The sequence below is a fragment of the Synechococcus sp. CBW1002 genome, from assembly GCF_015840915.1.
In the GTDB taxonomy this organism is placed as follows: Bacteria; Cyanobacteriota; Cyanobacteriia; order PCC-6307; family Cyanobiaceae; genus CBW1002.
Window position 1 is genome coordinate 3,482,328 of sequence record NZ_CP060398.1, and the last position, 24,715, is coordinate 3,507,042.

At 67.4% G+C, this 24,715-nt stretch carries 21 protein-coding genes and 1 pseudogene; 5 read left to right on the forward strand and 17 right to left on the reverse strand.

Features of this window, described 5'->3' with window-relative positions:
• Positions 1 to 18: 18 nt before the first annotated feature.
• The 3 genes from ruvX to H8F24_RS17190 all read right to left on the reverse strand — a co-directional run bounded on the left by ruvX (position 19) and on the right by H8F24_RS17190 (position 2,978).
• Positions 19 to 492, reverse strand: a complete 474-nt coding sequence (ruvX, locus tag H8F24_RS17180; protein WP_197156104.1) for a Holliday junction resolvase RuvX — start codon at positions 490 to 492, stop codon at positions 19 to 21.
• A 67-nt stretch (positions 493 to 559) separates the two neighbouring features.
• Positions 560 to 1,573: a hypothetical protein gene (locus tag H8F24_RS17185; RefSeq protein ID WP_197156107.1), complete on the reverse strand. Its 1,014-nt coding sequence runs from the start codon at positions 1,571 to 1,573 to the stop codon at positions 560 to 562.
• Positions 1,574 to 1,757: 184 nt separating this feature from the next.
• Entirely contained in the window at positions 1,758 to 2,978 is a 1,221-nt protein-coding gene (locus H8F24_RS17190) for a F420-0:Gamma-glutamyl ligase (protein WP_197170334.1), read from the reverse strand.
• Positions 2,979 to 3,103: 125 nt separating this feature from the next.
• On the opposite strand from H8F24_RS17190, the gene H8F24_RS17195 reads away from it, so the two are divergent.
• Positions 3,104 to 4,483, forward strand: a complete 1,380-nt coding sequence (locus H8F24_RS17195) for a PhoH family protein (RefSeq protein ID WP_197156111.1) — start codon at positions 3,104 to 3,106, stop codon at positions 4,481 to 4,483.
• Between the two features lie 3 nt (positions 4,484 to 4,486).
• On the opposite strand, the gene H8F24_RS17200 is transcribed toward H8F24_RS17195, so the two are convergent.
• From H8F24_RS17200 to H8F24_RS17235, 9 genes and pseudogenes are all read right to left on the reverse strand, one after another.
• Positions 4,487 to 5,266: an SIMPL domain-containing protein gene (locus tag H8F24_RS17200; RefSeq protein WP_231597934.1), complete on the reverse strand. Its 780-nt coding sequence runs from the start codon at positions 5,264 to 5,266 to the stop codon at positions 4,487 to 4,489.
• Between the two features lie 216 nt (positions 5,267 to 5,482).
• Positions 5,483 to 6,442 carry a diguanylate cyclase gene (locus tag H8F24_RS17205; protein WP_197170335.1) on the reverse strand — a complete coding sequence of 320 codons (960 nt, stop codon included), beginning with the start codon at positions 6,440 to 6,442 and terminating at the stop codon, positions 5,483 to 5,485.
• A gap of 185 nt (positions 6,443 to 6,627) precedes the next feature.
• Complete coding sequence (gene fumC, locus H8F24_RS17210; protein ID WP_197159320.1) at positions 6,628 to 8,046, reverse strand: class II fumarate hydratase; 1,419 nt, start codon at positions 8,044 to 8,046, stop codon at positions 6,628 to 6,630.
• 73 nt (positions 8,047 to 8,119) lie between these two features.
• A complete protein-coding gene (locus H8F24_RS17215) occupies positions 8,120 to 8,701 on the reverse strand; it encodes a thylakoid membrane photosystem I accumulation factor (protein ID WP_370594647.1) in 582 nt (193 codons plus the stop codon).
• Positions 8,702 to 8,770: 69 nt separating this feature from the next.
• A complete protein-coding gene (locus tag H8F24_RS17220; protein WP_231597936.1) occupies positions 8,771 to 10,393 on the reverse strand; it encodes a DUF3685 domain-containing protein in 1,623 nt (540 codons plus the stop codon).
• Between the two features lie 159 nt (positions 10,394 to 10,552).
• Positions 10,553 to 10,915: a Fur family transcriptional regulator gene (locus H8F24_RS17225; protein WP_197159322.1), complete on the reverse strand. Its 363-nt coding sequence runs from the start codon at positions 10,913 to 10,915 to the stop codon at positions 10,553 to 10,555.
• A gap of 249 nt (positions 10,916 to 11,164) precedes the next feature.
• Positions 11,165 to 11,953, reverse strand: a complete 789-nt coding sequence (gene hisA, locus H8F24_RS17230) for a 1-(5-phosphoribosyl)-5-[(5-phosphoribosylamino)methylideneamino]imidazole-4-carboxamide isomerase (protein ID WP_231598328.1) — start codon at positions 11,951 to 11,953, stop codon at positions 11,165 to 11,167.
• A 105-nt stretch (positions 11,954 to 12,058) separates the two neighbouring features.
• Positions 12,059 to 12,244: pseudogene (locus H8F24_RS19755) on the reverse strand (hypothetical protein); the annotation flags it as partial.
• Positions 12,241 to 12,876, reverse strand: a complete 636-nt coding sequence (locus H8F24_RS17235) for a hypothetical protein (protein ID WP_231597937.1) — start codon at positions 12,874 to 12,876, stop codon at positions 12,241 to 12,243. The pseudogene H8F24_RS19755 and the gene H8F24_RS17235, both read right to left, overlap by 4 nt.
• Before the next feature lie 157 nt (positions 12,877 to 13,033).
• Here H8F24_RS17235 and H8F24_RS17240 point away from each other — a divergent pair, with 157 nt between their 5' ends.
• Positions 13,034 to 14,239, forward strand: a complete 1,206-nt coding sequence (locus H8F24_RS17240) for an HD-GYP domain-containing protein (RefSeq protein ID WP_370594770.1) — start codon at positions 13,034 to 13,036, stop codon at positions 14,237 to 14,239.
• Positions 14,240 to 14,308: 69 nt separating this feature from the next.
• Positions 14,309 to 15,229, forward strand: a complete 921-nt coding sequence (locus tag H8F24_RS17245) for an NAD-dependent epimerase/dehydratase family protein (RefSeq protein ID WP_197170339.1) — start codon at positions 14,309 to 14,311, stop codon at positions 15,227 to 15,229.
• On the opposite strand, the gene H8F24_RS17250 is transcribed toward H8F24_RS17245, so the two are convergent.
• Entirely contained in the window at positions 15,198 to 15,758 is a 561-nt protein-coding gene (locus tag H8F24_RS17250; protein WP_231597938.1) for a CDP-alcohol phosphatidyltransferase family protein, read from the reverse strand. The genes H8F24_RS17245 and H8F24_RS17250 overlap by 32 nt on opposite strands.
• A gap of 102 nt (positions 15,759 to 15,860) precedes the next feature.
• Here H8F24_RS17250 and H8F24_RS17255 point away from each other — a divergent pair, with 102 nt between their 5' ends.
• Positions 15,861 to 16,298 carry a CBS domain-containing protein gene (locus H8F24_RS17255; protein ID WP_197172529.1) on the forward strand — a complete coding sequence of 146 codons (438 nt, stop codon included), beginning with the start codon at positions 15,861 to 15,863 and terminating at the stop codon, positions 16,296 to 16,298.
• Here the strand turns inward: H8F24_RS17255 and pdeM are convergent.
• A complete protein-coding gene (gene pdeM, locus H8F24_RS17260) occupies positions 16,255 to 16,923 on the reverse strand; it encodes a ligase-associated DNA damage response endonuclease PdeM (protein ID WP_197170340.1) in 669 nt (222 codons plus the stop codon). The two genes, H8F24_RS17255 and pdeM, sit on opposite strands and share 44 nt — an antisense overlap.
• Positions 16,924 to 17,001: 78 nt before the next feature.
• On the opposite strand from pdeM, the gene H8F24_RS17265 reads away from it, so the two are divergent.
• A complete protein-coding gene (locus H8F24_RS17265; RefSeq protein ID WP_197170341.1) occupies positions 17,002 to 19,125 on the forward strand; it encodes a 4Fe-4S binding protein in 2,124 nt (707 codons plus the stop codon).
• A 45-nt stretch (positions 19,126 to 19,170) separates the two neighbouring features.
• On the opposite strand, the gene H8F24_RS17270 is transcribed toward H8F24_RS17265, so the two are convergent.
• The 3 genes from H8F24_RS17270 to H8F24_RS17280 form a co-directional block, all read right to left on the reverse strand.
• On the reverse strand, positions 19,171 to 19,917 hold the full coding sequence (locus H8F24_RS17270) for a gamma-glutamylcyclotransferase (RefSeq protein WP_197170342.1): 747 nt from the start codon (positions 19,915 to 19,917) through the stop codon (positions 19,171 to 19,173).
• Positions 19,918 to 20,014: 97 nt separating this feature from the next.
• Positions 20,015 to 22,096: a CHASE domain-containing protein gene (locus H8F24_RS17275; RefSeq protein ID WP_197170343.1), complete on the reverse strand. Its 2,082-nt coding sequence runs from the start codon at positions 22,094 to 22,096 to the stop codon at positions 20,015 to 20,017.
• 111 nt (positions 22,097 to 22,207) lie between these two features.
• A complete protein-coding gene (locus H8F24_RS17280; protein WP_197159326.1) occupies positions 22,208 to 24,691 on the reverse strand; it encodes a ligase-associated DNA damage response DEXH box helicase in 2,484 nt (827 codons plus the stop codon).
• Between the last annotated feature and the right edge of the window lie 24 nt (positions 24,692 to 24,715).

The following is a 24,715-nucleotide window of genomic DNA, read 5'->3' on the forward strand; positions in this document are numbered from 1 at the left end:
GGAGGAGCGTTGTCCCCCTCAGGATGGATCAGCATGGTCCGACCTGCAGGAATTCGGGGTCGCCGGCAGGACCGGTTCGGGACCCTCCCCCAGCCACTGCTCCAGCAACAGGGCTGCGGCGGCGCTGTCCAGGGCGCCGCTGCGATCGCCGTGCAGGCCATGGAGCTCGGCGGCGGCCCAGCTGCTGGCGAACTCATTCACCAGGGCCAGCGGCAGGTTCAGCTGCCGGGCCAGCCGTTCGCCATACCGGCGGCAATGGACCGCCTGGGCGGTGGGTTGCTGCTGCTGATCCAGGGGCAGCCCCACCACCAGGGCCTCAACGCGGCGCTGGCGAGCCAGTGGCTCCAGCACAGCCAGATCGGCCGGGAAGGACCCGCGCCGCAACGGCGGCAGCGATGTGACCGTGAGACCGAGCGGGTCACAGCCGGCCAGGCCGATGCGCCTGCGGCCCACGTCGAGGGCGAGCACCGAGCGGCGACGGGGGACAGGCATCCGGGGGGTGGGGAGGCTGCGCGGGGGCGAGGGCGCAGAGTTGGATGGCGAGGCTTGATGGCCTGGCTCAATGGTCCCGCAGCGGGGAGGGAACCGGGCGCCGGCGGGGCTGCAGGGGTTCCAGCAGGGCGGTGAGGCGTTTCATCGCCGGGTGGACCACCGCCCGTTCCTGACGGCGCCAGACGCTGCGGGCCATCAGGATCCGTTCGCCGCAGGCCTCTGCACCGAGGTGCTCCAGCCACTGGTGCGGCGAGGGCTGGGTCACGTCGCAGGCCAGCCACAGGGGTTCGGTCGGCGTCAGCTCGGCCGCCAGGCGCTGCAGCAGCAGTTCGGTGGCCGGACCGACCAGCTCCACCCAGCCCGGATGCACGCTCAGTTCAACATCGTGGCCCCCGCCGGGATGGTCGCCGAGCCAGCGCACCCCCGCCACCGCCTGATCCCGACAGGGATCGACAAGCATCCAGCCGCGGTTCTGGCTCTGATCCAGCAGATCTTCGGGGCGGCGATCGAGCAACTGGCGCAGCTGGGCGGGGCAGGCGGCCTGCTCCAGATGCCAGAGCAATGGTCCGGAGCGGCGCTGCAGGCGACGCAGCTGCAGCTCCGATGGGATGGGTTGGGGAGCCTGCCCCTGGGGTTGCCAGCGCCAGATCCGGTCGGTGCGCAGGGGCTGAAAACCCTGTTCGCGCAGTTGGGCCTGGCGGTCAGTGTCGAGGCTGGCGGCGCTGGCGATCCAGCTGGTGGCTCCGGTGGTGCGCTGGATCGCTTCCCGCAGCAGGGCCACAGCGACGCAACGGCGACCCGGATCGCCCTCCAGTCCACGGGCCAGCCGCAGATGCTGCACCTGCCAGCAACTGCCGGTGCGGTTGAGGGGACGCACCACCACAAGTCCGAGCGGCAGGCTGGCTCCGAAGAGCATGCGCGTCGCCACCAGCACCTGGGGAGCCAGGGGCTGGCGGGGGGTGAGGGCATGGATCAGCCGGGCCGGCAGGGCCAGCAGCACGGCCCGCTGCAGCAGCGGCTGGAGCGGCAGGAAGGCCGGATCATCGAGGAGCGGCAGATGCCAGGGCTGCAGCGGCTGCACGCCCCAGTCGGCGGGAATTCCTGCCGATGGCGGCGTAGCCGCAGCCTGATCGGCCGGATGTGAACTGCCTTCACCCGAGCTGGTGGCGTGCCCAGACGTGGATCGGGCAGCGCTGATGTTGCGGCTGATGGCGGCTGGCACGGCGTTCCCGCAGCGTGGCGACCCTCGCAGGCCTTCTCCCAGTTTAGGCCGGGCGTACCAGCACAAGCGGCGTGCGCTCGTTGGCATTACCGGCCGGATTGGGCCGCAGGGCTCGCTGCAGCAGGGCTTCATCGCAACCCTGGCTGGCCGCCAGCACCTTGACGCGGCCCAGATCGTTCACATCCACGATCGCCACACCCACACCGAGGGCGGCAGCCAGGCGTTCACAGACGTCCTCGGGCTGATGCGGGCCCAGCACGATCGTCTGGTCGTAGGGGGGGGTGGTGCCGGTGATGTCGTCGATCAGGCGGGCCTGATCCCCGGCCAGTCGGTAGAAGCCACCCTTGAGCCCCACCAGCTTCATGGCCGATCCCGCCAGCCAGGCGCAGAGCACCCGCGCCGGACCCACCACATCGATCAGGGTCTGCAGCCCGCAGGCACTCGCCAGGCTGCTGGTGGGATGGAACACACGGCAGAGCAGACGGGCCAGCATCGAGGGCTGCACCGTGGCGGGATGGTGGTAGCGGCCCTGCATCACCGCCAGGGGCGTCTCGCCGATGGTGAGGATGTCGCCGGGCTGCAGCAGAGGGCCGGCGTAGCGCTGCAGCACAGCCTCGGGATCGTCGAGCACCCCCAGCAGATGGGTGCGGATCGGCAACACCCGGCAGCGTTCACCCTCGCGCCAGGGGGCCTCGACCTCGGTGAGCACACCAGGCTTACGCAGGGGGACCAGCAGTCCGTCACGCCGCTCGAGTCGGCCGAAGGGGCCGTAGTTGATCCAGAACACCTCCAGCCAGAGGGTGTCGAGCAGGGAGCGGAGGTCCACGTCTGCCGCTGCGCTGATCCGTACCGAGACCTCCACCTCGGTGCTCTTGCGGCCCTTGAGGATGTAGGCGAACCAGTAGCCATCGGAGCGGGCGTCTTCATCCGGGTGATGGGGCGTCACCCGGGTGGAGACGCGGAGTGCGGAGAGATCACCGCGGCCGAGCAGCACGGGATTGACCCGCAGCTCCGGCACGAACACCTCCATGCGGGGGTGGGGATTGCGCAGCGTCAGGCTGCCGCTCAGCTCCACGCTGCCGCCGCTGCCGGCATCGCCCTGTTCACCTGAGCTGCCGCCTGCGTTGCAGCGCTGCACCCGCCAGGCACCGGAACTGAGCCGCAGGGGCGATGCGGGCCTCAGGCGGTGGCCCAGCTCCAGCCACAGCAGGGTGAGGCCGAAGGCGAGGGCCACCAGCAGGATCGAGGGGAGCAGCACGGGCAAGGGCGGGGACAAAAGAGCTGGGAATCGGCGCCGCCGATCCGATTCGCTACGAGGCGCGAACGGCCGGAGCGTAGATGGCCTGGCCGCCCTAGCTTCGCCAGCACCGATCGGGCGAGAGCTCCGGTATGCGCAAGACCTTCGTTCTCGACACCAATGTGCTGCTGCACGACCCCGAGGCGATGCGTCGCTTTGAAGACAACAACGTCGTGATTCCGATCGAGGTCGTCGAGGAGATCGATCGCTTCAAGCGCGATCCCTCTGAAAAGGGGCGCAATGCCCGCCAGGTGTCGCGCCTGCTCGACGACCTGCGCAGCCGCGGCAATCTCTCGGAAGGAGTGCCGCTCGACGGCAGGGATGGCGGACACCTCAAGGTGGTGTTCTGCCGCAGTGAAACCCTCACCCAACTGCCGCCGGAACTGAAGGCTGGCAATGGCGACAACAACATCCTGGCCGTAGCCCTTGAGCAGCGGCTCTCGGAGGTGATGGGCAGCCAACCTCCGGTGGTGCTGGTCACCAAGGACACCAACCTGCGCATCAAGGCCGATGCGGTGGGACTCACCGCGCAGGATTACACCACCGACAAGGTGGACATCGCCGATCTCTATCCCGGCGTCTGCGAGGTCTGGATCGACGCAGGCCGGATGGATCAGGTCAAAGGAGATGGGGGACTGGCGATCGCGGCGCTGCCGGATGGGGCCATTCCCGGCGGAACGCTGCAGGCCAATGAAGGGGTGATGCTGGTGGATCCAGCCCAGCCCAGCCACACCCTGCTGGCCCGCTATGACGCGGCCGATGGGGCGATCCATCCGCTGCAGCGGGTGACGAAGGTGAAGCTGGGGCGGGTACAGGCCCGCAACCGCGAGCAGAGCTTTGCCCTCGATCTGCTGCTGGATCCGGCCGTGCAGCTGGTGACATTGGTGGGCAAGGCGGGCACCGGCAAGACCCTGCTGGCCCTGGCGGCGGGGCTGCATCAGGTGGCGGATGAGCACCGCTACGACCGCATGCTGGTAACGCGGCCGGTGATCTCCCTGGGCAAGGAACTCGGCTTTCTGCCGGGGGATCTGGAGGACAAGATGGGTCCCTGGATGCAACCGATCATCGACAACCTCGATTTCCTGCTCGGCGGCGAAGACCGCGGGTCGATGCGGGCCGGCCAGCGGGGGCCACGCAACAGCTGGGCGGATCTGAAGGGGATGGGCTTGCTGGAAGTGGAGGCGATCAGCTACATCCGCGGCCGCTCGATTCCACGCCAGTTCATGGTGGTGGACGAGGCGCAGAACCTCACCCCCCATGAGGTGAAGACGATCGTGACCCGGGTGGGCGAGGGCACCAAGATCGTGCTCACCGGCGATCCTTATCAGATCGACAATCCCTACGTGGATGCGGAAAGCAACGGCCTCACCTGGCTGGTGGAGCGCTTCAAGGGCCAGCCCCTGGCGGGCCATGTCACCTTGCTGCGTGGTGAGCGCTCGGCCCTGGCGGAACTGGCGGCCAACCTCCTCTGAGCCTCACTCCACCCGGAAGGTCACCCCCATGATCGCCGTGATGTCCTTGTCGATGGTGCGGGTGTCGTAGGAGCCACCGTCGCCGATGTCCGTGGAGTTGGGACGGGTGATCTGGAACAGGCCAGTGTCGGCGTTGGTGATCGCGCCGATGCCGCTGCCGGCCTCGCGCGCGATGGCAACGGCCCGCTGCCGCGCATCACGGGTGGCCTTGGCGAGCATGTCCACCCGCTTCTCCGCCAGCTTGGTGAAGGTGTAGGCCGGCTCCTCGATCGTGAGCGGGATGCCCTCGCCGATCAGGCTGCCAATGCCGGCCGAGACCCGCGCGATCCGGTCCACATCGGGGCTGGCGATGCGCAGGGTCTGGCGACTGGTCCAGCTCACCGATCGCAACTCGCCGGTGCGGGGATCGCGCACCTCCTCCCGGTCCGAACGCACCGGATCAAGCGAGAGCTCCGCCGCCGCGATGCCCTGCTCCTGGAGCCAGGTGCGGCTGCGTTGCACCAGCGGCTGCAGGGCCTGCCACGACTCCTGCTGGCTGGCGCCGCCGGCGCTCACCACCACCATCCAATCGGCGAAGTCGCTGCGGATCCGTTCGGTGCTGGCGCCGGTCACGGTGATGGCGTCATTGGCGCGACGCAACCCCTTCACCGCCACGGCGCTGGCTGTGACCAGTCCAACCCCCAGCACCGCCATGGCGAACACCAGGGGCGGTGTGCGCCGCAGCGGACCCAGAAAGGCGGCAGCGCTGCCCCGATCCGGGGCGGGAGATGCGGGAGTGGACATGGCAGGACCTTCGCTGGTCCGATGCAAGCGCCGCTGGGTCGGAGTGCAGCCCTACGTAAGGAAAGCTTACGGTGGTCCCTAGAGCTGATCTGATGGGCGAAGGATTGCAATGCCCCTTCTCGGGCGCGGATGGATGCCAAGGTTCATCCACTGGTGCCTCTCGAGTGCATGGTGCATCCACTCAGCAAGGAGACGTGAAAGAATAGTTTAGTGATTCTAGCTTTTCTTTCGTTTCGCCTGGTACATCAGAGCATCTCCCTCCTCGATCAGATCAGAGATGCTTCCATGGCGTGATGGATCGAAGGCAACGACCCCGCAGGAGAACTGCAAGTCCCACGTATTCTCGGGTTTCTGTTTTTCCTGAATGGCTGCAAGCTCCAGGGCTGCCACTGCCCTGCGCGCGTCACTCACGGTGACGTTGACCAGCAATGCCACGAACTCGTCGCCTCCCAACCGAGCGACCAGATCCGAGCTGCGGAAGGCCACCGCCAGCAGTGAGGCGAACTGACGAATCAGGCCATCGCCGGCGGCGTGGCCCCTGGTGTCGTTGATCGCCTTCAGCCCATCGAGATCGAAGAACACCAATGTTGCCGGGAGCTTCTGGCGCTGGCAGAGCGTAAGGCCGTAGGCTGCAAGATTCAGGAATCCCCGCCGATTCGTGATCCCGGTGAGTTCATCGGTGATCGAGAGCTGGAAGCCGGCCAGTTCACTCTCCGCGATCTGCGCCAGATCCTCCAATGTGGCCAGATCGTCGTCACACAGCTCGCGGGGTTTCTGATCGATCAGGCAGAGGGTTCCAAGGGCAAAGCCTTGGAGATCCTTCAAGGGCCTGCCTGCGTAGAAGCAGATGTTCGGCTCGCCAGTGACCAGGGGGTTGTGCGCAAAGCGTTGGTCTGCACGGGCATCGGGAATGAGGAAGATGTGGTCTTCCAGGATGGCGTGTGCGCAGAAAGCCACATCGCGAGGGGTTTCAGTTGTATTCAGCCCCATGCAGGATTTGAACCACTGCCGGTTGGCATCCACCAGGGTCACCAGGGCGATCGGCACATCAAACAGGCGTCGGGCCAGCCGGGTCAATCGATCAAACCTCTCTTCGTTGGGACCATCCAGAAGCGCGCTCCGCTGCAGTACCTCCAGGCGCAGAGCTTCATCGGCGGGGAGTGCAGCGCTGGTCATGGAACGGAAGCGAGGGGTTCAGCACACCTGGGATCATCCTGCTGGGCAAGAGTTCATTCAGACAGAGAATGAAGGGATTTGCGCCATCTGGAGCCTGGTCTGCAAGGCTCTTCAATGCTGTTCGCCCTTGGAGTCGTTGGCCGTACGGGTGAAGCCCCACCCATGTGCCGGATTTCTCTGCAGGCTCACACCATCTGCTCGGGTTGCACCCAGTGGTCGAACTCCTCGGCCGTGAGGTCGCCCAGCACCAGGGCCGCTTCCCGCAGGCTGAGCTGGTGCTGGTGGGCATGCTTGGCGATCGAGCAGGCCCGGTCGTAGCCGATCGCCGGCGTGAGCGCCGTCACCAGCATCAGGCTCTGATCCAGCAGCGCTTCGATGCGGCCCTCATCTGGCCGCAGGCCCTCGATGCAGTGCTCCCGGAAGCTGGAGCAGGCCCCCGCCAGCAGCTCGATGCTTTCCAGCAGATTGTGAGCAATCAGGGGCTTGAACACATTCAGCTCGAAATTTCCCTGGCTGGCCGCCATCTGCACGGCGGTGTTGTTGCCCATCACCTGCACCGCCACCATGGTGAGGCTCTCGCACTGGGTGGGATTCACCTTGCCGGGCATGATCGAGGAGCCCGGCTCGTTCTCCGGCAGGATCAGCTCCCCGAGGCCGCAGCGGGGGCCGCTGCCGAGCCAGCGGATGTCGTTGGCGATCTTCATCAGGCTGCCGGCCAGCACCGTGAGGGCGCCATGGGCGGCGGCCAGCGGTTCATGGCCCGCCAGGGCCTGGAACTTGTTGGGCGCGCTGGTGAAGGGCAGCCCGATCCGTTGGCTCAGGCGGGCGGCCACCTTCTCGCCGTAGCCCCGCGGGGCGTTCAGCCCCGTGCCCACGGCGGTGCCGCCGATCGCCAGCTGGTGCACCTGGGGCAGGGTGGCCTTGAGGCTCTCCAGGCCCAGCTCCAGCTGGGCCACGTAGCCGCCGAACTCCTGGCCCAGGCCAAGGGGCACCGCATCCTGCAGGTGGGTGCGACCGATCTTGATCACGTCGGCATAGGCCTCGGCCTTGGCCCGCAGCGCCTCGATCAGGGCCTGCAGCGCTGGCCTCAGTCGGCGTTCAAGGCCAATCACCACGGCGATGTGCAGGGCCGTGGGGAAGGTGTCGTTGCTCGACTGGCTGAGGTTGACGTGATCATTGGGATGCACCGGACTCTTGCTGCCCAGCACACCGCCAGCGGCCCTGATCGCCAAGTTGGCGATCACCTCGTTGACGTTCATGTTGGTCTGGGTGCCGGAGCCCGTCTGCCACACCCGCAGCGGAAACTCGCCATCCAGCTCGCCGTTGGCCACCGCCTCGGCCGCAGCCACGATCCGCTCCGCCAGATCGGCGGTGAGCTTGCCCTCCTCGTGGTTCACCTCAGCGCAGGCCGCCTTGAGCTGAGCGAAGGCATGCACCACCTCCAGGGGCATGGCCTGCCCGAAGCCGAAATAGCGCAAGGAGCGCTGGGTCTGGGCTCCCCAGAGATGGCCGGCCGGAACCGCCACCTCCCCAAGGCTGTCCGTTTCGATCCGGGTGGCGGCAGCACCGGGCTGGGACGGAGAGAGAGGCGGAGACGGGGGCACGATCTGGGGCAGAGACGGGGGCACGACCTGGGCTGGGACTGGATCAGAAACTGGACAGGGATCGGGCCACCCCTCAGCGGCTGGTCACCACCTCGGCATTGAGTTCGTTGAAGCTGACGGTGGTGCTGGTGGCCTGCCCTTCCGGCAGGGCGATCCCGGTGGCGCGGCTCACAGCATCGTTGATCGCCTCGAGGTTCACCTGGCCGGCGGCGTCGAGCAGCACCGTGCCGTCTCCATCCAGCACCACCACCTGGGGCACGGTGCCCTTCCAGTAGTGGGCCGGATCGCTGCTGCCGCCATCGGGCCGGTTCTGAAGCGGATCGGTCACCAGGGGCAGCAGGTCAATGTTGTTGCCCCAGAGCCGCTGCAGCTCCGACACCACCGGCGAAAACTGCTTGCTGGCGGCTGAATCATCGAGGTAATAGATCACCACCGACGGCCGGTGAGCCGCCAGGGCGTCCGCCAGGCTGTTGCGGGGTGGCACGAGCGACCCGTTGCCGGCGTAGAGGGCGTAGATGTTGCCGTCGTAGTTGTCGTTGGTGAGCGAGGCCTGGGCTCCGGCGGGCAGGGCGACCAGGCCGAGGCTGAGCAGCACCAGCGCCACCAGCCGGGTGATGGCGCGCCGCAGAACAGGAAGCAGGGCCGAAGACAACAACGGGCATGGGCGGGTGGCGCCATTGTGACGCGCGCCCGTCTGGACTGACCTGGCCAGCCTGGCAGGGGATCAGCTGCGGCCCACACTGCGGCCCATGCCCTGCAGGATGCCGCGGCCGATCAAGCCCAGACCGCGACCCACCACCTGGGTGAGGAGCACCACCACGAAATCGCCGAGCCGGCGCAGCAGGGCCTGGAGCTGGGGAGCCAGGGCATCGCGGCCCTCCAGCGCCAGGGTGACCAGCTGCTGCCACCAGCCCAGCCGGCGCAGTTCCTGATCACGGGGCTCGGTGAGGGCGAGGGTCTCGATGGCACCCTGGTCGAGCCGGAACAACTGCCGCCGGCTTTCGTAGAGCAGCACGGGCCGCTCGAACCATTCGCTCCAGCGCTGCTGGGCGCTGAGGCGGTTGCGCAACCGCTCCAGGTTGCGGGTCGAGAGCAGTTCGGGCCGCAGCAGATAGCGGCGCAGTTCCGGCCAGGCCCCGCAGCAGGCCAGCACATCGAGGCAGATCAGCTCCGCGCTGCGCACCAGCCAGTTGCTGACCAGCAGTTCGAGGTGGAGCAAGGCCAGCGGTTCATCCGGCGCCAGCAGCCGTCCGTCGACCATCACCGGCTGGGCCTGCACCAGGCTGATCAGCATCGGCTGGGGATCGGGCAGTTCCGGGTCGTCGTCGGTGAGTGCCGCACTGGCCAGCAGGGTGTCGGCCACGGGCCGGAGGCTGCCATCGCAGGGCAATTGCACGTAGGTGCCGGCCATGCAGCGCAGGGCCTCGCGGCGCAGCTCCGCCTGCCAGGCCCGCCAGCTGTCCTGCAGGGTCACACCACGCTGGTTGTCCTGCATCAGCCGCAGGCGCAGGCGGTCGAACTGCTCCAGCAGGGCCAGCAGCAGGTCTTCCCGGCGGCTGGGGCTGAGCCCCTCAAGGGCCAGCAGCAGGCCACTGCGGTTGGCCAGCTCGGCGCGGCAGGTCTCCTGCAGGCGGGCTCGGATCGCCTGCCAGACGCTGCTGGCATCCCGCTGGCGCAGGGTGAGGCTGGTGCTGGAGCGGCGGGTCAGGGCCGTGCCGCTGGCCTCAGCGGGGGGAGACGGCAGCTCCGGGATCTCCTGGCTCCAGGCCAGCTGGGCCGGTGCCCAGATCCACAGCAGCAACTGCCGGGCGACCCGCAGCTCCCGCTGGCGGCCCTCCAGCAGCAGTTGCTGCAACAGGCTCTGCGGCGGCGGATCGAGCAGGTGGGCGCAGAGGGCCAGATCGGCATCGATCTGCTGCAGACCGCTGAGCAGCAACCACTGACCCAGCCCCAGCACCGGCGCGCTGCTCGGCGGAGCCGCCGCTGCGCTGCCGCTGGCAGCGAGGTGCACCACCCGCCCGCCGGCCAGCAAGGTCGTGATCGCCTCCAGCAGAGCGTCGGGGTCGGGGTCCTGCAGCAGTCCCTGCACCGGCAGAGCCAGCCACTGTTCGCGCCGGTCGGTGGCCCCGGCGGGCAGGGTCAGCAGGATCGGTGCCGGTTGCCAGCGCTCCTGCAGGTGCTGCACTTCGGTCAGCAAGGCCTCAGGTGCGGGCAAGGGGGCCGCCAGGCACCACAGGATCAACTGCGGCGCACCCTGAAGCGCCTCGGCAGTGAGGGCCACCCGGTAGCCGCTGGGCTCACCGCTGAGCAGGCTGGCCAGCCCATGGCGCAGCAGGGGGTCAGCCAACAGCAGCAGCTGCGGAACGGAGTCAGGGGGCGACGAGCCCGATGTGGAACGCACGCCCAGGGGCACGGAGTGGGCCCAAGGTACCGATCACTGCCTCAGAACTCCAGAGGTGTGGCGGGTTGACCGGATGGACTGACCAGGTGCATTGACGGGGTGAACTCAGCGGCGTGGCCGGCCGGTGAGATGCAGGGTGTACGACTCGATCGCGAATCCGGTGAGCTCTTCGATCTGCCGAACCAGGGCTTCGGGCAGCACCACGTCCAGGTCCTGGATGGCGCCGGTCTCGCTGCAGGTGAGATGGCTGTGGGGATCGGCGCGGTAGCCATAGAGCCGGCCATTGGCGCGGTCGAGGCATTCGATCACGCCGGCCGATTGGAGCGCCTCAAGGTTCTGATAAACGGAGGTATGGCCGATGTTGCGGCCTAGATCGTTCAGCTTCTCGAAGATGTCGCGGGCGCTGAGGTGATCCCGTTCGGCCCAGAGCAGATCCAGCACCATGCGCCGCTGGCGACTGAGCCGCATCCCCAGATCGCGGCACCGCTGATACACGTCGTCGACGCTGCCGGGCAGACGGGGCTCATCAGAGTTGAGGCCAGAGTCTTCGGTGGAGCCGGAGGCGGCCAGGGATTCGGCGGCGACGCATCCCGCTTGAGCATCAGCCGACCCAGCCGGTGCCGGAGCGACGGATTCGGCGGGGGCGGCGACCACGGGTAAAGCGAAGTGGGTATGGCTCTGTTATAGGGGGGCGACAGCTGTAGGGGGGGAAGCGGTTCAGGCGACGACGCCCCCACCCAAGCCAAACGGTGTCCCCAGCGGTGGCACGTCCTGCAGCCTGCCCTCACCAACCGCGTGCAGCGCATCGGCCAGGGTGAGGCGCCCGTCGTAGAGGGCCCGGCCCAAGATCACGCCCTCCACCCCCAGGGCCTGCAGCGGCAGCAGCGACAGCACGTGTTCGAGGCAGCCGATGCCACCGGAGGCGATCACCGGCACCTGGCTGGCGTCCGCCATGGCGCGCAGGGCCTCCAGGTTCGGGCCCGCCAAGGTGCCATCGGTGGCGATGTCGGTGCTGATGATCGCGGCGATGCCGCTGCCGGCGAAACTCTGGGCCAGGGCCGTGGCCTCGACCGTGCTCTCCTCGATCCAGCCGCGGGTGGCGACCTTGCCGTCCTTGGCATCGATGCCCACCACGATCCGGCCGGGATGGCGCTCCGCCAGACGCAGCACCAGCTGCGGCTGCTCGATCGCCACCGTGCCCAGAATCACCCGATCCAGGCCGCAGGCCAGCAGCTCCTCCGCCCGCTCCAGGGAGCGCACGCCGCCGCCGAGCTGCACCGGGATGTCGAGGGCGGCGGTGATCGCCTTGACGGCCCCATCGTTGACCGGCTCGCCGGAGCGGGCGCCGTCGAGATCGACCAGATGCAGCCGCTCCGCTCCCTGGCGCTGCCAGGCGAGGGCCTGGGCCACGGGGTCGTCGCTGAAGCGGGTCACCTGGTCGTAGTCGCCCTGGTGCAGCCGCACGCACTGACCGGCCAGCAGGTCGATGGCGGGGAGAATCTGCATGGGGCGGCGGTGACTGGCCCCATCTTCCCTGGCAGGCAGGGACAGCCAGCCGCTGCACCAGAGGCTGGGGTCGTGCAGCTCCGGCAACGGCACCAGCAGCCGGAAACCGGGCTGCAGCACCGCCTCCAGTTCGGCTGCGCAGGCGGCGATCGGATCGCGCGCCCGTCCCCGTCGACCCACCAGGGTGAAGTGGCGATAGCCCTGGCTGCGGGCCAGGCTCCTGTCCTGGGCCGTCCAGTGCCGGGCCAGCTGCCGCCGGCCAGCCCCGCGGCCCCTTGGCTGTGGTGTCATCGCAGATCAGCCTCTGCGCGCCGCCGCCACAGCGCCAGGCCGCCGCCGCGGCCCCGGGCCGCAAGCCAGTCGGACTCGGCCGCGATCAGGGCGAAGAAGGGCTGGCGCCGCGGATCACCGCCTTCCGGCAGGGGGCGGCTCCACAGCGGCCGGAAGCCTCCGTTGGCCTCCAACCAGCCAAGCTCCAACAGGTTGAAGCTGAAGCGGAGCAGAGGCCGTTTGCCCACCAAGGCACCCTGGCCGCTGAAGCGCAGCTCCAATCGCCCCAGGCGCACCGCATTGGTGAGGTGAAGGGTTGATGAATCCACCGAGACAGACGCAGGTGAAGGCGCAGGAAGGGGCACCGTGGTGGTCGTTGGCGCAGACGTCGCACTGCGAATCTCCAGCCGTGCCCCCAGCAGCTGCAGCAGGGGACTGGCCACCCGATCCGGGGTCTGCCGACCCTTGCGCCAGACGCTCTGCAGACACCAGCAGGCCTCGAGCTGCGGCGCGCCGATACCGCTGCCCTGGCGGCGACAGCGGCGTTCCAGCGCCTCCAGGGTGACCCCATCAGGCAGACCCGAAGGATCAGGAGCGGAAAGGGAATCCAAAGGCTTCGTCGCGGCGGCGATCACCCCTGCAGTGAACGACATCCAGGCCCCAAGGGCCCTCCCTGCTGCGTCGCCATCCTGGCGAGCCCTGCCGCCATCCGATGATCTCAGAGCTGGATGGCCTCAGAGCTGCCTGGTGAGCCATGCTGAACCGGTCGGCCTGGGCGGTTGCCCCACTGGACCGGCGCCGGTGCCACCGATGAGATCCACCCCCACTCCCGTCCCCGGGGCCTCGTCGTCGGACGAGGTTCAACCTCAACAGGTTCAACCACAAGAGGTTCAGACCCCTCTGCCTGGGTTGCCCCTGCATCTGAAGAGTGCGGGCAATGCGCTCACCCAACGGCTGGAGCAATTGCACCAGCAGCTCCTGGATCTGGTGCCGACCATTGATCGGATCGCCTGTGCTCTCTACGACCCAGGCACCGATCTGCTGAAGACGTTCATCAACAGCACCCGCAGCGGCGCAGCGATCGCAGCCTATGAATTCCCCCTGGGCGGCAGCAGATCCCTGAGCGAGTTAGTCCGAACCCGGCGGCACCGCGTGATCGACGACATCCCCAGCACAATCCAAGCCGGCAACCAGCATTCCAATTGGCTACTGGAGCAAGACTATCGATCCTCGTTAACACTTCCACTGTTTGACAATGCCAATTTCATCGGCTTCCTCTTCTACGACTCTTGCCAGACGGCTGCATTTACGCCGGAAGTACAGCGCAATCTTTCCTTATTCTCGAAGCTGATCAATATGACGATCTCCCAGGAGATCGGTGTGGTCCGCTCATTACTCGCTTCCGCCAGCGTGGCCAGGGATTTTGCCCAGCTGCGTGATTTCGAGACCGGCACCCATCTCGAACGCATGGCGCACTACTGCCGCCTGATTGCCAAGGGCGTCGCCCCGCAGTTCAGCCTGAGCGATGAGTTCGTTGAGCACGTCTTCCTGTTCGCCCCCCTGCACGACATCGGCAAGATCGGCATCCCAGACAGCATCCTGCTCAAGCCCGGACGTCTTGATGCTGCCGAAAGGGAGGTGATGAAGACCCATGTGAACAAGGGTGTCGCGATCCTTGAACGCATCATCGGACAGTTCGCCCTGGAGGAACTGGCCGATTCGATCGTGATGCGCAACATCGTGGCCGGCCATCACGAGCGCCTCGACGGATCGGGCTATCCCGCTGGCCTCAGGGCTGAGGAGATTCCGATCGAGGCGCGCATCGTGGCCGTGGCCGATGTCCTCGATGCCCTCACCAGCGTGCGGCCCTACAAACAGCCCTGGTCGGTGGAGCAAGCCCTGACCGAACTCGAGCGGTTGGTCAGCGAGGGCAGCCTGGATCCCGACTGTGTCGCGGTGGTGCGCAGCCAGAGCGACCAGGTGGAGGCCATCCGTCACCGCTTCGCTGAGACCTGAGTCGGCGCCGGGTCTGCGGGCGGCGGCGCCGGGCCCAGCACAATGGCGCCAGTTCCTGGTGATGCGGCCGTGAAGATCCTGGTGATGGGCGGAACCCGGTTCGTGGGCAAGCCCCTCGTGGAGCAGCTGATCGCCTCCGGCCATGCACTCACCCTGTTCACCCGCGGCAGGAATGCGGTGCCTGCCGGGGTGGAGCACCTGGTGGGTGACCGCACCGACCCGGCCAGCCTGGACCAGCTGCGGGGGCGCCGTTTCGAGGTGATCGTCGACAGTTCCGGCCGCACGCTCAGCGATTCCAGCGCCGTGATCGAGCGCACCGGTGCGCCCAGCCAACGCTTCGTTTATGTGAGCTCCGCCGGCGTCTACGCCGACAGCGCCCAGTGGCCCCTCGACGAGGAATCCCCCACCGATCCGGCCAGTCGTCACGCCGGCAAGGCCGACACCGAAGCCTGGTTGCGACAGCAGGGCATCCCCTTCACCAGCTTCCGGCCCACCTACATCGTGGGTCCCGGCAACTACAACCCCGTCGAGAGCTGGTTCTTTGATCGGATCGTGCACGATCGCCCGGTGCCACTGCCCGGCGATGGCAGCACCATCACCCAGCTGGGCCACGTCAACGACCTGGCCGCTGCCATGGCGCGCTGCATCGAGGTGGAGGCGGCCACCAACCGCATCTACAACTGCACGGGGGCCAAGGGCGTCACCTTCACCGGACTGGTGGAGGCGGCCGCCCGCGCCTGCGGCAAGGATCCCGCCGCCGTGCCGATCCGCAGCTTCGATCCCGCCGGTCTCGATCCCAAGGCGCGCAAGGCCTTTCCGCTGCGCCTCAACCATTTCCTCACCGACATCCACCGGGTCTGCTCCGAACTGGCCTGGAGCCCCGCCCACGACCTGGATCAGTGCCTCCGCGACAGCTTCGTGAACGATTACGCCCTGCGGATGCCCACCAGTCCCGATTTCAGTTCTGACGAGCGGCTGCTGGCCGGCTGACCAGGTAGCCCAGGGCTGAACTGAGGGCCAGGAGCAGGGAGGGCCAGAACAGCCACCAGCCCAGCTGCCGCAGCACCAGGGGCAACCCCGGCGAGGCGACCCCAGCCAGGCTCCACGTCTCGGGCCAGAGCAGCAGCAGCAGCGCGGCGAACTGCAGGATCGTCTTGGCCTTGCCGGAGGCCGAGGCGGGTCCACCGCTGCTCTGGCCGGCCCGCCAGCCGGAGATCAACAGCTCGCGGGCCAGCAGCAGCCACACGGCCCAGAGCGGCAGGGTTCCGGCGGCCCCCAGCCAGAGCAGGGGGGCGCTGATCAGGATCTTGTCGGTGAGGGGATCGAGGCGGGCGCCCCACACCGAGCCACCGCCGGCCCGACGGGCCAGGGCACCATCGGCCGCATCGCTGAGGCCACCCAGCAGCAGCAGGATCCAGGCCAGCCCCTGCCAGCCAGCCGCGAGGGCCAGCAGCAGGGGCAGCCCCAGCAGGGCCCGCAGCACGGTGAGGGCATCGGCAGCGCGCCGGAGGGAGGCCATGGCAGGGGGCATGTGGCGTGAGGCCGATCCTGAACCCTCCCCGCCGCAGAATGGCCGCAGTTCGTTCTGGTCGCCGTGGTGCAACAGCCGGTCTCCGCAGTGATGTCCGCGCCGGTGTTGAGCGTGGGCCCCGACACCCCCCTGCAGGATGCGGTGCAGCTGATGAGCCAGCACCACATCGGCGCCCTGGCGGTGGTGGGCACCGCTGGCGAGCTGGTGGGTGAGCTCACCGAGCAGGATCTGATGGTGCGCGAGAGCGGTTTCGATGCCGGGCCCTATGTGATGTTGCTCGATGCGGTGATCTACCTGCGCAATCCCCTGCAATGGGACAAACAGGTGCATCAGGTGCTCGGCAGCACCGTGGGGGAGGTGATGGGCCGCCATCCCCACCATTGCCCCGCCGATCTGGGCCTGCCCGCCGCGGCACGCCAACTGCATGAGAGCAGCACCCAACGGCTGTTCGTGCTCGATGCCGACCAGCGGCCGGTGGGAGTGCTCACCCGTGGCGACGTGGTGCGGGCTCTGGCGGCGGTGGAATGAGCGTTGGCGGAACCACGGTCCCTTCGGCCACGAGCCAGAGCTGCTCACCCTGGGGACGGGGATGACCGCCCGTCAACTGCCCGAAGGAGGGAAGAGCCAGCCGCTGGCCCTGGGGGTCGTAGGCGAAGCAGGGCAAGCGCAGGCGATCGCCACGCCGGCCCAGCAGCGCCACCGGATGCAGATGACCGCAGAGGTTGAGCCGTCCCGGCCGCGGATCGGGTTCGTGGCTGAGCCACAGGGCGCCTGCCGCCTGGGCGGGCTCCTGGGGCAGCCCATCGATCCAGCTGCCCCGTTCGTGGTTGCCGCCGATCAGCTGCAGGGGGCAGCCCAGCAGCTGCGGCAGGGCGGCCAGCTTCTGGCGCAACTCGGCGGTGAGCCCAAGGCGGCTGTGGATCAGATCCCCCAGCACCACCACCCGGCGGGGCCGCCAGCGATGGGCCAGGGCCAGCAGGGCGTTGAGGGTGGCGCCATCACCATCGCTGGGCAGCGGGATGCCATGGGCCTGGAAGGTCTCGGCCTTGCCCAGGTGCAGATCCGCCACCAGCAGCAGGCCCTGCCGCGGATCCCACACCGCCTTGTCCCCCAGGAACAGCAGCTGGTGCTGGCCCCACTGAAAGACGGTCATCCGCGTACATCCCTCCACCGCAGCAGGGCCATCCCACCCCGAATCGGGCCATGCTGATGGTTCCCAAGGTTTCTTCGCGTGTCTTCGCCGTCTCCCGCCACGGCCGACAGCACCGCCTGCCTGCTGAAACTGGCGCCCTTCGTGCAGGGCCGGGTGCGGCGCGGCATCGTCGGCAGCAGCCGCTACGCCCAGCGCCTTCGCGACGACATCCGCAAGGCGGCGGCCGATCCCCTGGCGCCCCCCGTCCTGATCAGCGGCGAACCGGGTTTGGAGAAGGACAACATCGCGGCCCTGATCCATTTCGGATCGCGCCGTCGCACCCAGCTGCTGGTGCGCTTCAACGGCGCCCTGCTGCGGCCCGATGGCTCGGATCTGTTCGGTCCTGCCAGTGGCCAGGGGGAGGGCAGCGTGCTCGATTGCCTGGGGGACGGGTCCCTGCTGATCGACCAGGTGGATCTGGTCGACCCGCAGCTGCTGCCGGCCCTGCTCGAACTGGCCCGCACGGGCAACTGGCGGGGGCCGAGCGAATCGGCGCCCGTGCACCACTTCAGCGGCCGGGTGTTCTTCACCGCCGAGGCGCCGGTGCCGGGCTTCGAGGGCCTCGGGGCCCAGATCCGGGTTCCGCCCCTGCGGGTGCGGCGCAAGGACCTGGGTGAATGGCTGCGCTACGGCGTGCGGCAGCGGACCCGCAAGCTTGGCTGGAAGCAGCCACCGGAGGTCTCCGAAACGGTGGTGAAGCGGCTGCAGACCTACGACTTCCCCAACAACCTGCGCGAACTCGATGGCCTGATCGCCCGGGCCCTGCGCCAGTGCAGTGCCCAGCAACCGGCCGAATTACCGGAAGATGTGTTCTGGACCGGCCCCAGCCATCGCTATCAGGGTCTGCGCTTCGACCTCTGGCGCTGGAAGCCGAGGCTGCGTGACCTGATGCGATCCCCACGGCTCTGGAACGGCCTGTTGTTCGGCCTGGTCAGCTGGGTGTTCGTGCTGGTGAACCTCTGGCTGTGGCTGGGCCCCCAGGACCGGGCCAGCAACGGCGGGCTCAACCTGTTCTGGGCCTGGTGGTGGCCCCTGATCCTGCTGGGTTACCCCCTGGTGGGCCGGCTCTGGTGCTCCTTCTGCCCCTTCATGGTCTGGGGCGAGATCGTGCAGCGGCTGGGGCGTCGCCTCGGCCTGAAGCCACGCCCCTGGCCTCGCGGCGACACGGATCGCTGGGGGGCACCGGTTCTGGCGGCCGGCTTTGCCGCGATCCTGCTCTGGGAGGAACTGGCCGACCTGCCCAATACGGCCTGGCTGAGCAGCTGCCTGCTGTTGTTGATCACCGCCGGCGCGGTGGTCTGCTCGCTGCTGTTCGAGAAACGCTTCTGGTGCCGCTACCTCTGCCCGGTGGGAGGCATGAACGGCCTGTTCGCCAAGCTCTCGATCCTGGAACTGCGCGCCCAGGTGGGCACCTGCAGCGGCAGCTGCAGCACCTACGCCTGCTTCAAGGGCGGCCCCGCCGAAGGCGAGGGGATGGCCACCGGCGGCTGCCCAGTGGGCACCCATCCGGCCCACCTGGCTGACAACCGCAATTGCGTGCTCTGCCTCACCTGCGCCCAGGCCTGCCCGCACCGCTCGGTGCAGCTGCGCCTGCGCCCCCCCGCCGCAGACATCCAGCGCAGCATGGCGCCACCGGCCGGTGAGACCGGCCTGATCCTGGTGCTGGCGGGTGGCGTGACCCTCACCTACTGGTCGAAGCTGCTGGGCTGGCTGCCGCTGGCGCCCCTGTCACTGCAGAGCGGCCCGCTGCTGCCCCGGCTGGCCTTCGCGAGCCTGGCCCTGGCCCTGCCTGCCGCCGCCTTCCTGGCCACGCGTTGGCTAGCCGTGCCGCTGCGGCGCCAGCGGGTGCTCTACGGCCTGCTACCCCTGCTCTGGGCGTTGCTGCTGGCCCGCTACCTGCCGCTGGGCATGGTCGAGGCTGGCCAGCTGCTGCCGGTGAGCCTGACGCCGCTGGCGCCGGATCTGGCGGCAACCCTGCCGGGCTGGAGTGCCGATCCGCACGTGATCACCTTCTGCCAGAGCCTGGTGGGGGTGGTGGGGGTGGTGGGGTCGTGGGTGCTGCAGCGCCGCCTGCGCCAGGCAGACCGCTGGCGCTGGCTGCTGGGTCCCCTGCTGGTGCTGGGCCTCGGTGCGGGCGGTCGCTGGTTGGTGGCTTTGCCCTGAACCCGGTCCTGCCTTTGCGGAACTGACGATCCGTGGCTCAGACGATCAGTAGCCACGGCAGAGGCGCTCGAGATCACTGCGGCGATAGAGCGCCACGGGCTGATCCGTGGGGGTCTGGGCCAGCTTGTGATCCTTGGTGAGCAGATGCTCAGCGCCGAGCCGGTTACCCACGATCGCCCGATGGCTGCCGCTGCTCCCCCTCCAGAGCTGGCAGTCGTGGCGGCTGTCGGCATGGACCGGGCTGGGCATGAACCCAAGCCCCAACGCCAACCATCCCGACAGCGCCAGCGGCGTGACGGGTGAGCGCCGCGTCCCCCGGGATTGGCGAGGTCCGCGCCAACGGCCATCGGGAATCGGCGCCACATGCCGCACCTGCCGGGCCCGTCCGAGATAGACCCACACCTCTCGACCATCCAGCAGAACAAGTCGCTGGCGCCGATAGAGCCGCGGCACACCTTCCAGCCGATCGAGATCGCCAAGCTGAGCCTCATTCACGGCATAGACCTCCCCGTGGATGACCCCGTTTTCGGTTGAGGGGGTTGGGGATGATGGCGACGCGGATGCGCTGGGCGAGGCGACAGGGAAGCAGCCATCCATCTCAACAGCCATCGGGAAGGGGCCAAGGTCATAGAGAACAGCTCCACCGAGGCACCCCCGGCCCAGAAACCGAGCTCCAGCCAGCCAGCCATGGTTCCGATGGCCCCGCAGCAGTGTTCCGTAGACGAAGACGGCCTGCAGGCCAGGGGTGGCAGCGCGACTGGGATAATCCGTTGACCTGCTGATGTCGTCCATGACCATTGCGCTGTTGCTTGCTCTGGCGGCCTCGCTCGGCCTGATGACCTGGATCGTCAAACGACTCGAACGGGCCTGAGCAACTGAGCCCAGCCTCTCAGGCAGGGCGTTGCGATGGCATCGCTTCCCCTGCGTCGGGGGTTGCGATGGCGACATGTCCACTGGAGCCCTGACGTTGTTGCTTGGCCTGATACATGGCCTGATCCGCCAGGTGGAGCAACTGCTCAGCGCTGGCGGCATGGTCCGGAAACAGGGCGATACCGATGCTCACAGACAGCGGTAGCCCCTCCAGCTCGGGGATGGGCAACTCCACCTGCTCCTGCAGTTTGTGCGCCAGCGTGATCAGTCCGTTCTGATCGGAAGCCTGGGGAATCAGCAACACGAATTCATCACCACCCTGCCTGGCCAGGGTGTCGCTTTCACGGATCACCAGCTGAAGGCGTGCCGCCACGGTCTTGAGCACACGATCGCCTGTGGCATGGCCGAGCTGATCATTGATGGGCTTGAAGCCATCGAGATCCAGGAACACCAGCGCCACCCGCAAGCCATAGCGCTTGGCCCGGGCCAAGGCCTGATCCATCTGAACAATCAGCTCGGCGCGATTGGGCAGGCCTGTGAGGTAGTCATGCCGAGCCTGGAAACGAATCTCAGCCTCCTGCCTGTAGCGATCGCTGATGTCGTGCAACATCCCCACATAACAAATCAGTTGTTCACCGTCGTTGCAGACCGCCTTGATGGTGAGTTCATGCCGCCTCAACTCGCCATTCTTCAGGCGGTTCCAGATCTCTCCTTCCCAGCGACCCTGATGCTGAAGGCACTCCCAGAGCTGTCGAAAGAAAGCTTTGTCATGCCGGTTGGACTTGAGGATGCTCATATTTTGGCCAAGCAACTCTTGCCGGCTATAGCCCGTGAGTTGAGAAAAGGCCTGATTGCAGGATATCAGTCTTGCATCTGAATCGGTGATGGTGATGCCATACGACGATTGCTCGAAGACAGTGGCCGCCAGGGCCCGCTCCCGGTTGCGGGCCTGCGAGATGGTCAGCTGATTCAGCACCAACCGATGATTCCGGACAAGCAGCCAGGTGATCCCGCAGATGGCGCTGCTGAAAACAACACCAATCGCAAGGGTGATCCAGGCGATGGCATTGAGCCCCCAGAATTGTCCACTGGTTCGACCCAACTGAACGCCAAGCAGAAAGGTCCTGCCGCCAACATTGAATCTCGAGAAGGAGGCATACTTCAAATCGGGAGTACCAGACCCATCCGCCTGCTGGGTTAACACCCGTCCAGCCGACTGACTGAACAACAGTTCACTTGGTGTCGCAAGACTGCCGTCGTACAATGCAAAGCTGGCTCGGCGGAGATAGGGGTTCCTGATCGGCACCAGTGCAGCCTGGACCAGATCAGCCATCCGCAGGGGGGAGTAAGCCCAACCGAGCAAGTCCTTGAACGCAGCATCTCCACGTCCTGCCGGGGAAAACACACCCTTGACGTGCATGCGACTGCCATCACGAAAGATGGGCAGATAAAGCAGCTCCCCTGCCTGGACATCGTCTGAATTTTCCTGAAGAAGTTTCACCCTCCCAGAAAGAGAGGGGAGCCCCGTCAGCGCGGCACGCTTCATCGCCTCACGCCGCACAGGGTTGCTATACATGTCATAGCCGACTGCTCGCTCATTACGCCAGTCGCTTGGCTGAAGAAACTCAATTGTGGTATAAATTTGTCGCCGGCCCTCAGGGAATACGCGAAAATCGCTGCGCCCTTTCGATCGCATGCTATTCAAGAAGGGCTTGAGTTGGCCTTCTGGAATCAATCGCGAAAAGCCAACTCCTTGAATCCCTCTGAGATTGGTTGCCGTTCCTGCGATCTCACGGAAGAAGCTCTGAAACTCCTGCCGTTCCACATCCTCTGAGGCGTTGAACAAGCCCACCACCGAGGAGAGCAGAGCCGTATTGACCTCAAAACGCCGTTCGACCGCGTCCCGGATATCATCTGCCAGCGCCTTTTCGAGGCGGAGATGCTCCTTGATCCCCCGCTGTCGTGCAGACTCCACGGCCACGGCCGTGAGCAACAGACTTAGGGAGAAAACAACCTGCGGCAACACCTGATAGACAAAGTGTCGTTGTCTCCAGAACGGAACTTCGCTCGTTGCCTCCAGAGGGGGTTCGCTATCCGTCATGGCTGGAACTGGAGCGCCGTGGGGATGCAGGCCAGCAGGAGATCGCCCCTTCAGTATGGCTGCTCTGGAGCCCAGAAAACGGCAACGCCAACCCAACCGAACAGCTCTTCATCAGCCTTCGCGCCGCTCAGCCTCGGCGATCAGGCGACGCACCCTCTCCAACACCGATTCATTGCTCATGCGGCTGTTCAGCCGCTCCACCAGCAGAGGGAAAGCCAGAGGACCCTGCCGCTGTGGGGTTTCCAGGCGCAACTCGGAGCGTAGCAGCCGCCGCAGGGCCTGGCGCAGCCGGGGCAACTCCAGCTGCTCGGCCATCACTTCGCGGCGCGCCTGCTCCAGCAGACGATTGTCCGGCTCATGCCGACCGAACACCTCGAACAGCAGGGCGGCACTGATCTGCAGCTGGCCACCACTTTTGGACTGTCCAGGGTAGCCATGACGCACCAACCCGGCAATCTGGGCAATGGAACGAAAGCGGCGGCGGCAGAGCTCGGAGAGATTCACCGCCTGCTCCAGATCACGTTCGAGGCAGGAGTCGTCGAGCAGCTCCTCCGCCTGCAGCTCGAACAGCTCCAGCAGGGGGTAACCACGCGGGGCCAGCAACTCGAAGCCGCAATCATTCACCGACACCGTGAAGGTGGTGGCCTGGCAGCGGGCCAGGCGCCAGGCCCAGAGGAAGCCCAGGCCCTCGTGCACGAAGCGGCCATCAAAGGGGTAGGCATAGAGGTGCTGACCCTCGCGGCTGGAGCAGATCTCCACCAGGAATTCCGTCTCCAGCGGCAGATGGGAGAGATCCGCCTGGCGGCGCAGCAGGGGCTCGAGAGCGCGTAATTCCGGGGTGTCGAGGCCGGCGGGATTCGGCTCCGATCGGGCCAGAGCCAGGGCACAGCGGTGCAGCTCGGCCCGCAGCTGGGTGCTGAGCAGATCGGAGAGGGCCATCTGCCCCCCCGCCCAGGCCGGCACCGTGGTACTGCGGCGGTTGCTGGCCTTCACCTGGGCTGTCATCTCACGCAGCCGCACGAACTCCAGCTGGCGACCGGCGAAGAAGAACACATCGCCGGGCTTGAGGCGGGAGATGAAGGCCTCCTCCACGTGGCCCAGCACGGCGCCGCGCACGACGCGCACCATAACGGCGCGATCGGCGGTGATCGTGCCGATGTGCAGCCGATGCAGGCGCTGGATCGCCGGCTCGCGCACCACATAGGCGAAGGGTTCTCCGGGGCTGGGCGGGCGCTCGCGGTCGATGCGGTCAGGCAGCAGCGCCGCCCGCTGCAACTTGCGGTAGCGGGGATAGGCCCCCAGGCAATCGCCCCCGTCCTCCAGGAAACGCAGACACCACTGCCAGGTGGCGTCATCAAGCTGGCGGTAGCTCCAGGCCGTACGCACCGTCGCCAGCTCCTGCTCAGGGTTGAAGCCGGGGCCACAGGCCAGGGTGGTGAGGTGCTGCAGCAGCACATCGATCGGAGCGTCAGGCGGGCGGCGCTGCTCCACCAGACCGGCGGCCAGACCCCGCCGCATGGCGCTGACCTCCAGCAGCTCGAGGGCGTTGGTGGGCATGAACAGCACCTGGGAGATGCCACCGGGGCTGTGGGCGCTGCGGCCCGCCCGCTGCAGCAGGCGGGCCAGGTTCTTGGCGCTGCCGATCTGCACGACCCGCTCCACCGGCTGGAAGTCAACCCCCAGATCCAGGGAGCTGGTGCAGACCACCCACCGGATCTCGGCGTTCTTGACGCCGCTCTCGATCGCCTCCCGTTCGGAGCGGTCGATGGCGCTGTGGTGCAGGGCGAGGGCGCCCTCCATCTCCGGGCAGGCGTAGCGCAGGCACTGGTGCCAGCGCTCGGCCTGGTTGCGGGTGTTGGTGAACAGCAGGGTCGCAACACCCGGTTCGAGGCCATCCACCAGCGTCTCGTACATGCGCAGGCCAAGGTGACCGGCCCAGGGGAAGCCATCGATCCGTTCCGGCAGCAGGCTGCGGATGCGGGTCTGGCGCTTCAGCCGGGCCGTGACGATCAGAGGATCGATGTCGCTCACCCCCACGGCGGCCCGCGCCGCCTCCTCGAGGTTGCCGATCGTGGCGCTGATCGCCCAGGTGCGCAGCCCCGGCCGCTGGCGGCGCAGCCAGCTGAGGCAGAGCTCGCTCTGGCTGCCGCGCTTGCTGCCGAGCAGCTCGTGCCATTCATCGAGCACCACCGCATCGAGCTGGGCAAACAACTCCGCAGCCCTCTGGTTCGCCAGCAGCAGCGACAGGGACTCCGGCGTGGTGATCAGGATCTGGGGCGGGGTGCGGAGCTGGCGGGTCCGCTCACTGCTGCTGGTGTCGCCGTTGCGGATGCCGACCTTCAGGGGCCAGGCCATCGCCTCGATCGGTTCGCGGATGGCCAGCGCCAGATCGCGGCTGAGGGCCCGCAGCGGGGTGAGGTAGAGGAGGCGAATCCCGGGAGCCAGGCCGGCTCCGCCGGCGGCCTCCGCCTCGGCCAGCAGCTGGGCGATCGGGCCCATCACCGCCGCGTAGGTCTTGCCGGAGCCGGTGGGAACCTGGATGAGGCCACTGCGGCCCTGCAGATCGGCGGTCCAGCACTGCCGCTGGAACGGCATCGGCCGCCAGCCGCGCTGGGCGAA

Coding starts and splice junctions, on each gene's coding strand:
- ruvX (WP_197156104.1), bottom strand. CDS start 492: ATGCCTGTCCCCCGTCGCCGCTCGGTGCTCGCCCTCGACGTGGGCCGC.
- H8F24_RS17195 (WP_197156111.1), top strand. CDS start 3,104: ATGCGCAAGACCTTCGTTCTCGACACCAATGTGCTGCTGCACGACCCC.
- H8F24_RS17200 (WP_231597934.1), bottom strand. CDS start 5,266: ATGTCCACTCCCGCATCTCCCGCCCCGGATCGGGGCAGCGCTGCCGCC.
- H8F24_RS17205 (WP_197170335.1), bottom strand. CDS start 6,442: ATGACCAGCGCTGCACTCCCCGCCGATGAAGCTCTGCGCCTGGAGGTA.
- H8F24_RS17225 (WP_197159322.1), bottom strand. CDS start 10,915: ATGCGGCTCAGTCGCCAGCGGCGCATGGTGCTGGATCTGCTCTGGGCC.
- hisA (WP_231598328.1), bottom strand. CDS start 11,953: ATGCAGATTCTCCCCGCCATCGACCTGCTGGCCGGTCAGTGCGTGCGG.
- H8F24_RS17235 (WP_231597937.1), bottom strand. CDS start 12,876: ATGTCGTTCACTGCAGGGGTGATCGCCGCCGCGACGAAGCCTTTGGAT.
- H8F24_RS17240 (WP_370594770.1), top strand. CDS start 13,034: ATGAGATCCACCCCCACTCCCGTCCCCGGGGCCTCGTCGTCGGACGAG.
- H8F24_RS17250 (WP_231597938.1), bottom strand. CDS start 15,758: ATGGCCTCCCTCCGGCGCGCTGCCGATGCCCTCACCGTGCTGCGGGCC.
- H8F24_RS17255 (WP_197172529.1), top strand. CDS start 15,861: ATGTCCGCGCCGGTGTTGAGCGTGGGCCCCGACACCCCCCTGCAGGAT.
- pdeM (WP_197170340.1), bottom strand. CDS start 16,923: ATGACCGTCTTTCAGTGGGGCCAGCACCAGCTGCTGTTCCTGGGGGAC.
- H8F24_RS17270 (WP_197170342.1), bottom strand. CDS start 19,917: ATGGACGACATCAGCAGGTCAACGGATTATCCCAGTCGCGCTGCCACC.
- H8F24_RS17275 (WP_197170343.1), bottom strand. CDS start 22,096: ATGACGGATAGCGAACCCCCTCTGGAGGCAACGAGCGAAGTTCCGTTC.
- H8F24_RS17280 (WP_197159326.1), bottom strand. CDS start 24,691: ATGCCGTTCCAGCGGCAGTGCTGGACCGCCGATCTGCAGGGCCGCAGT.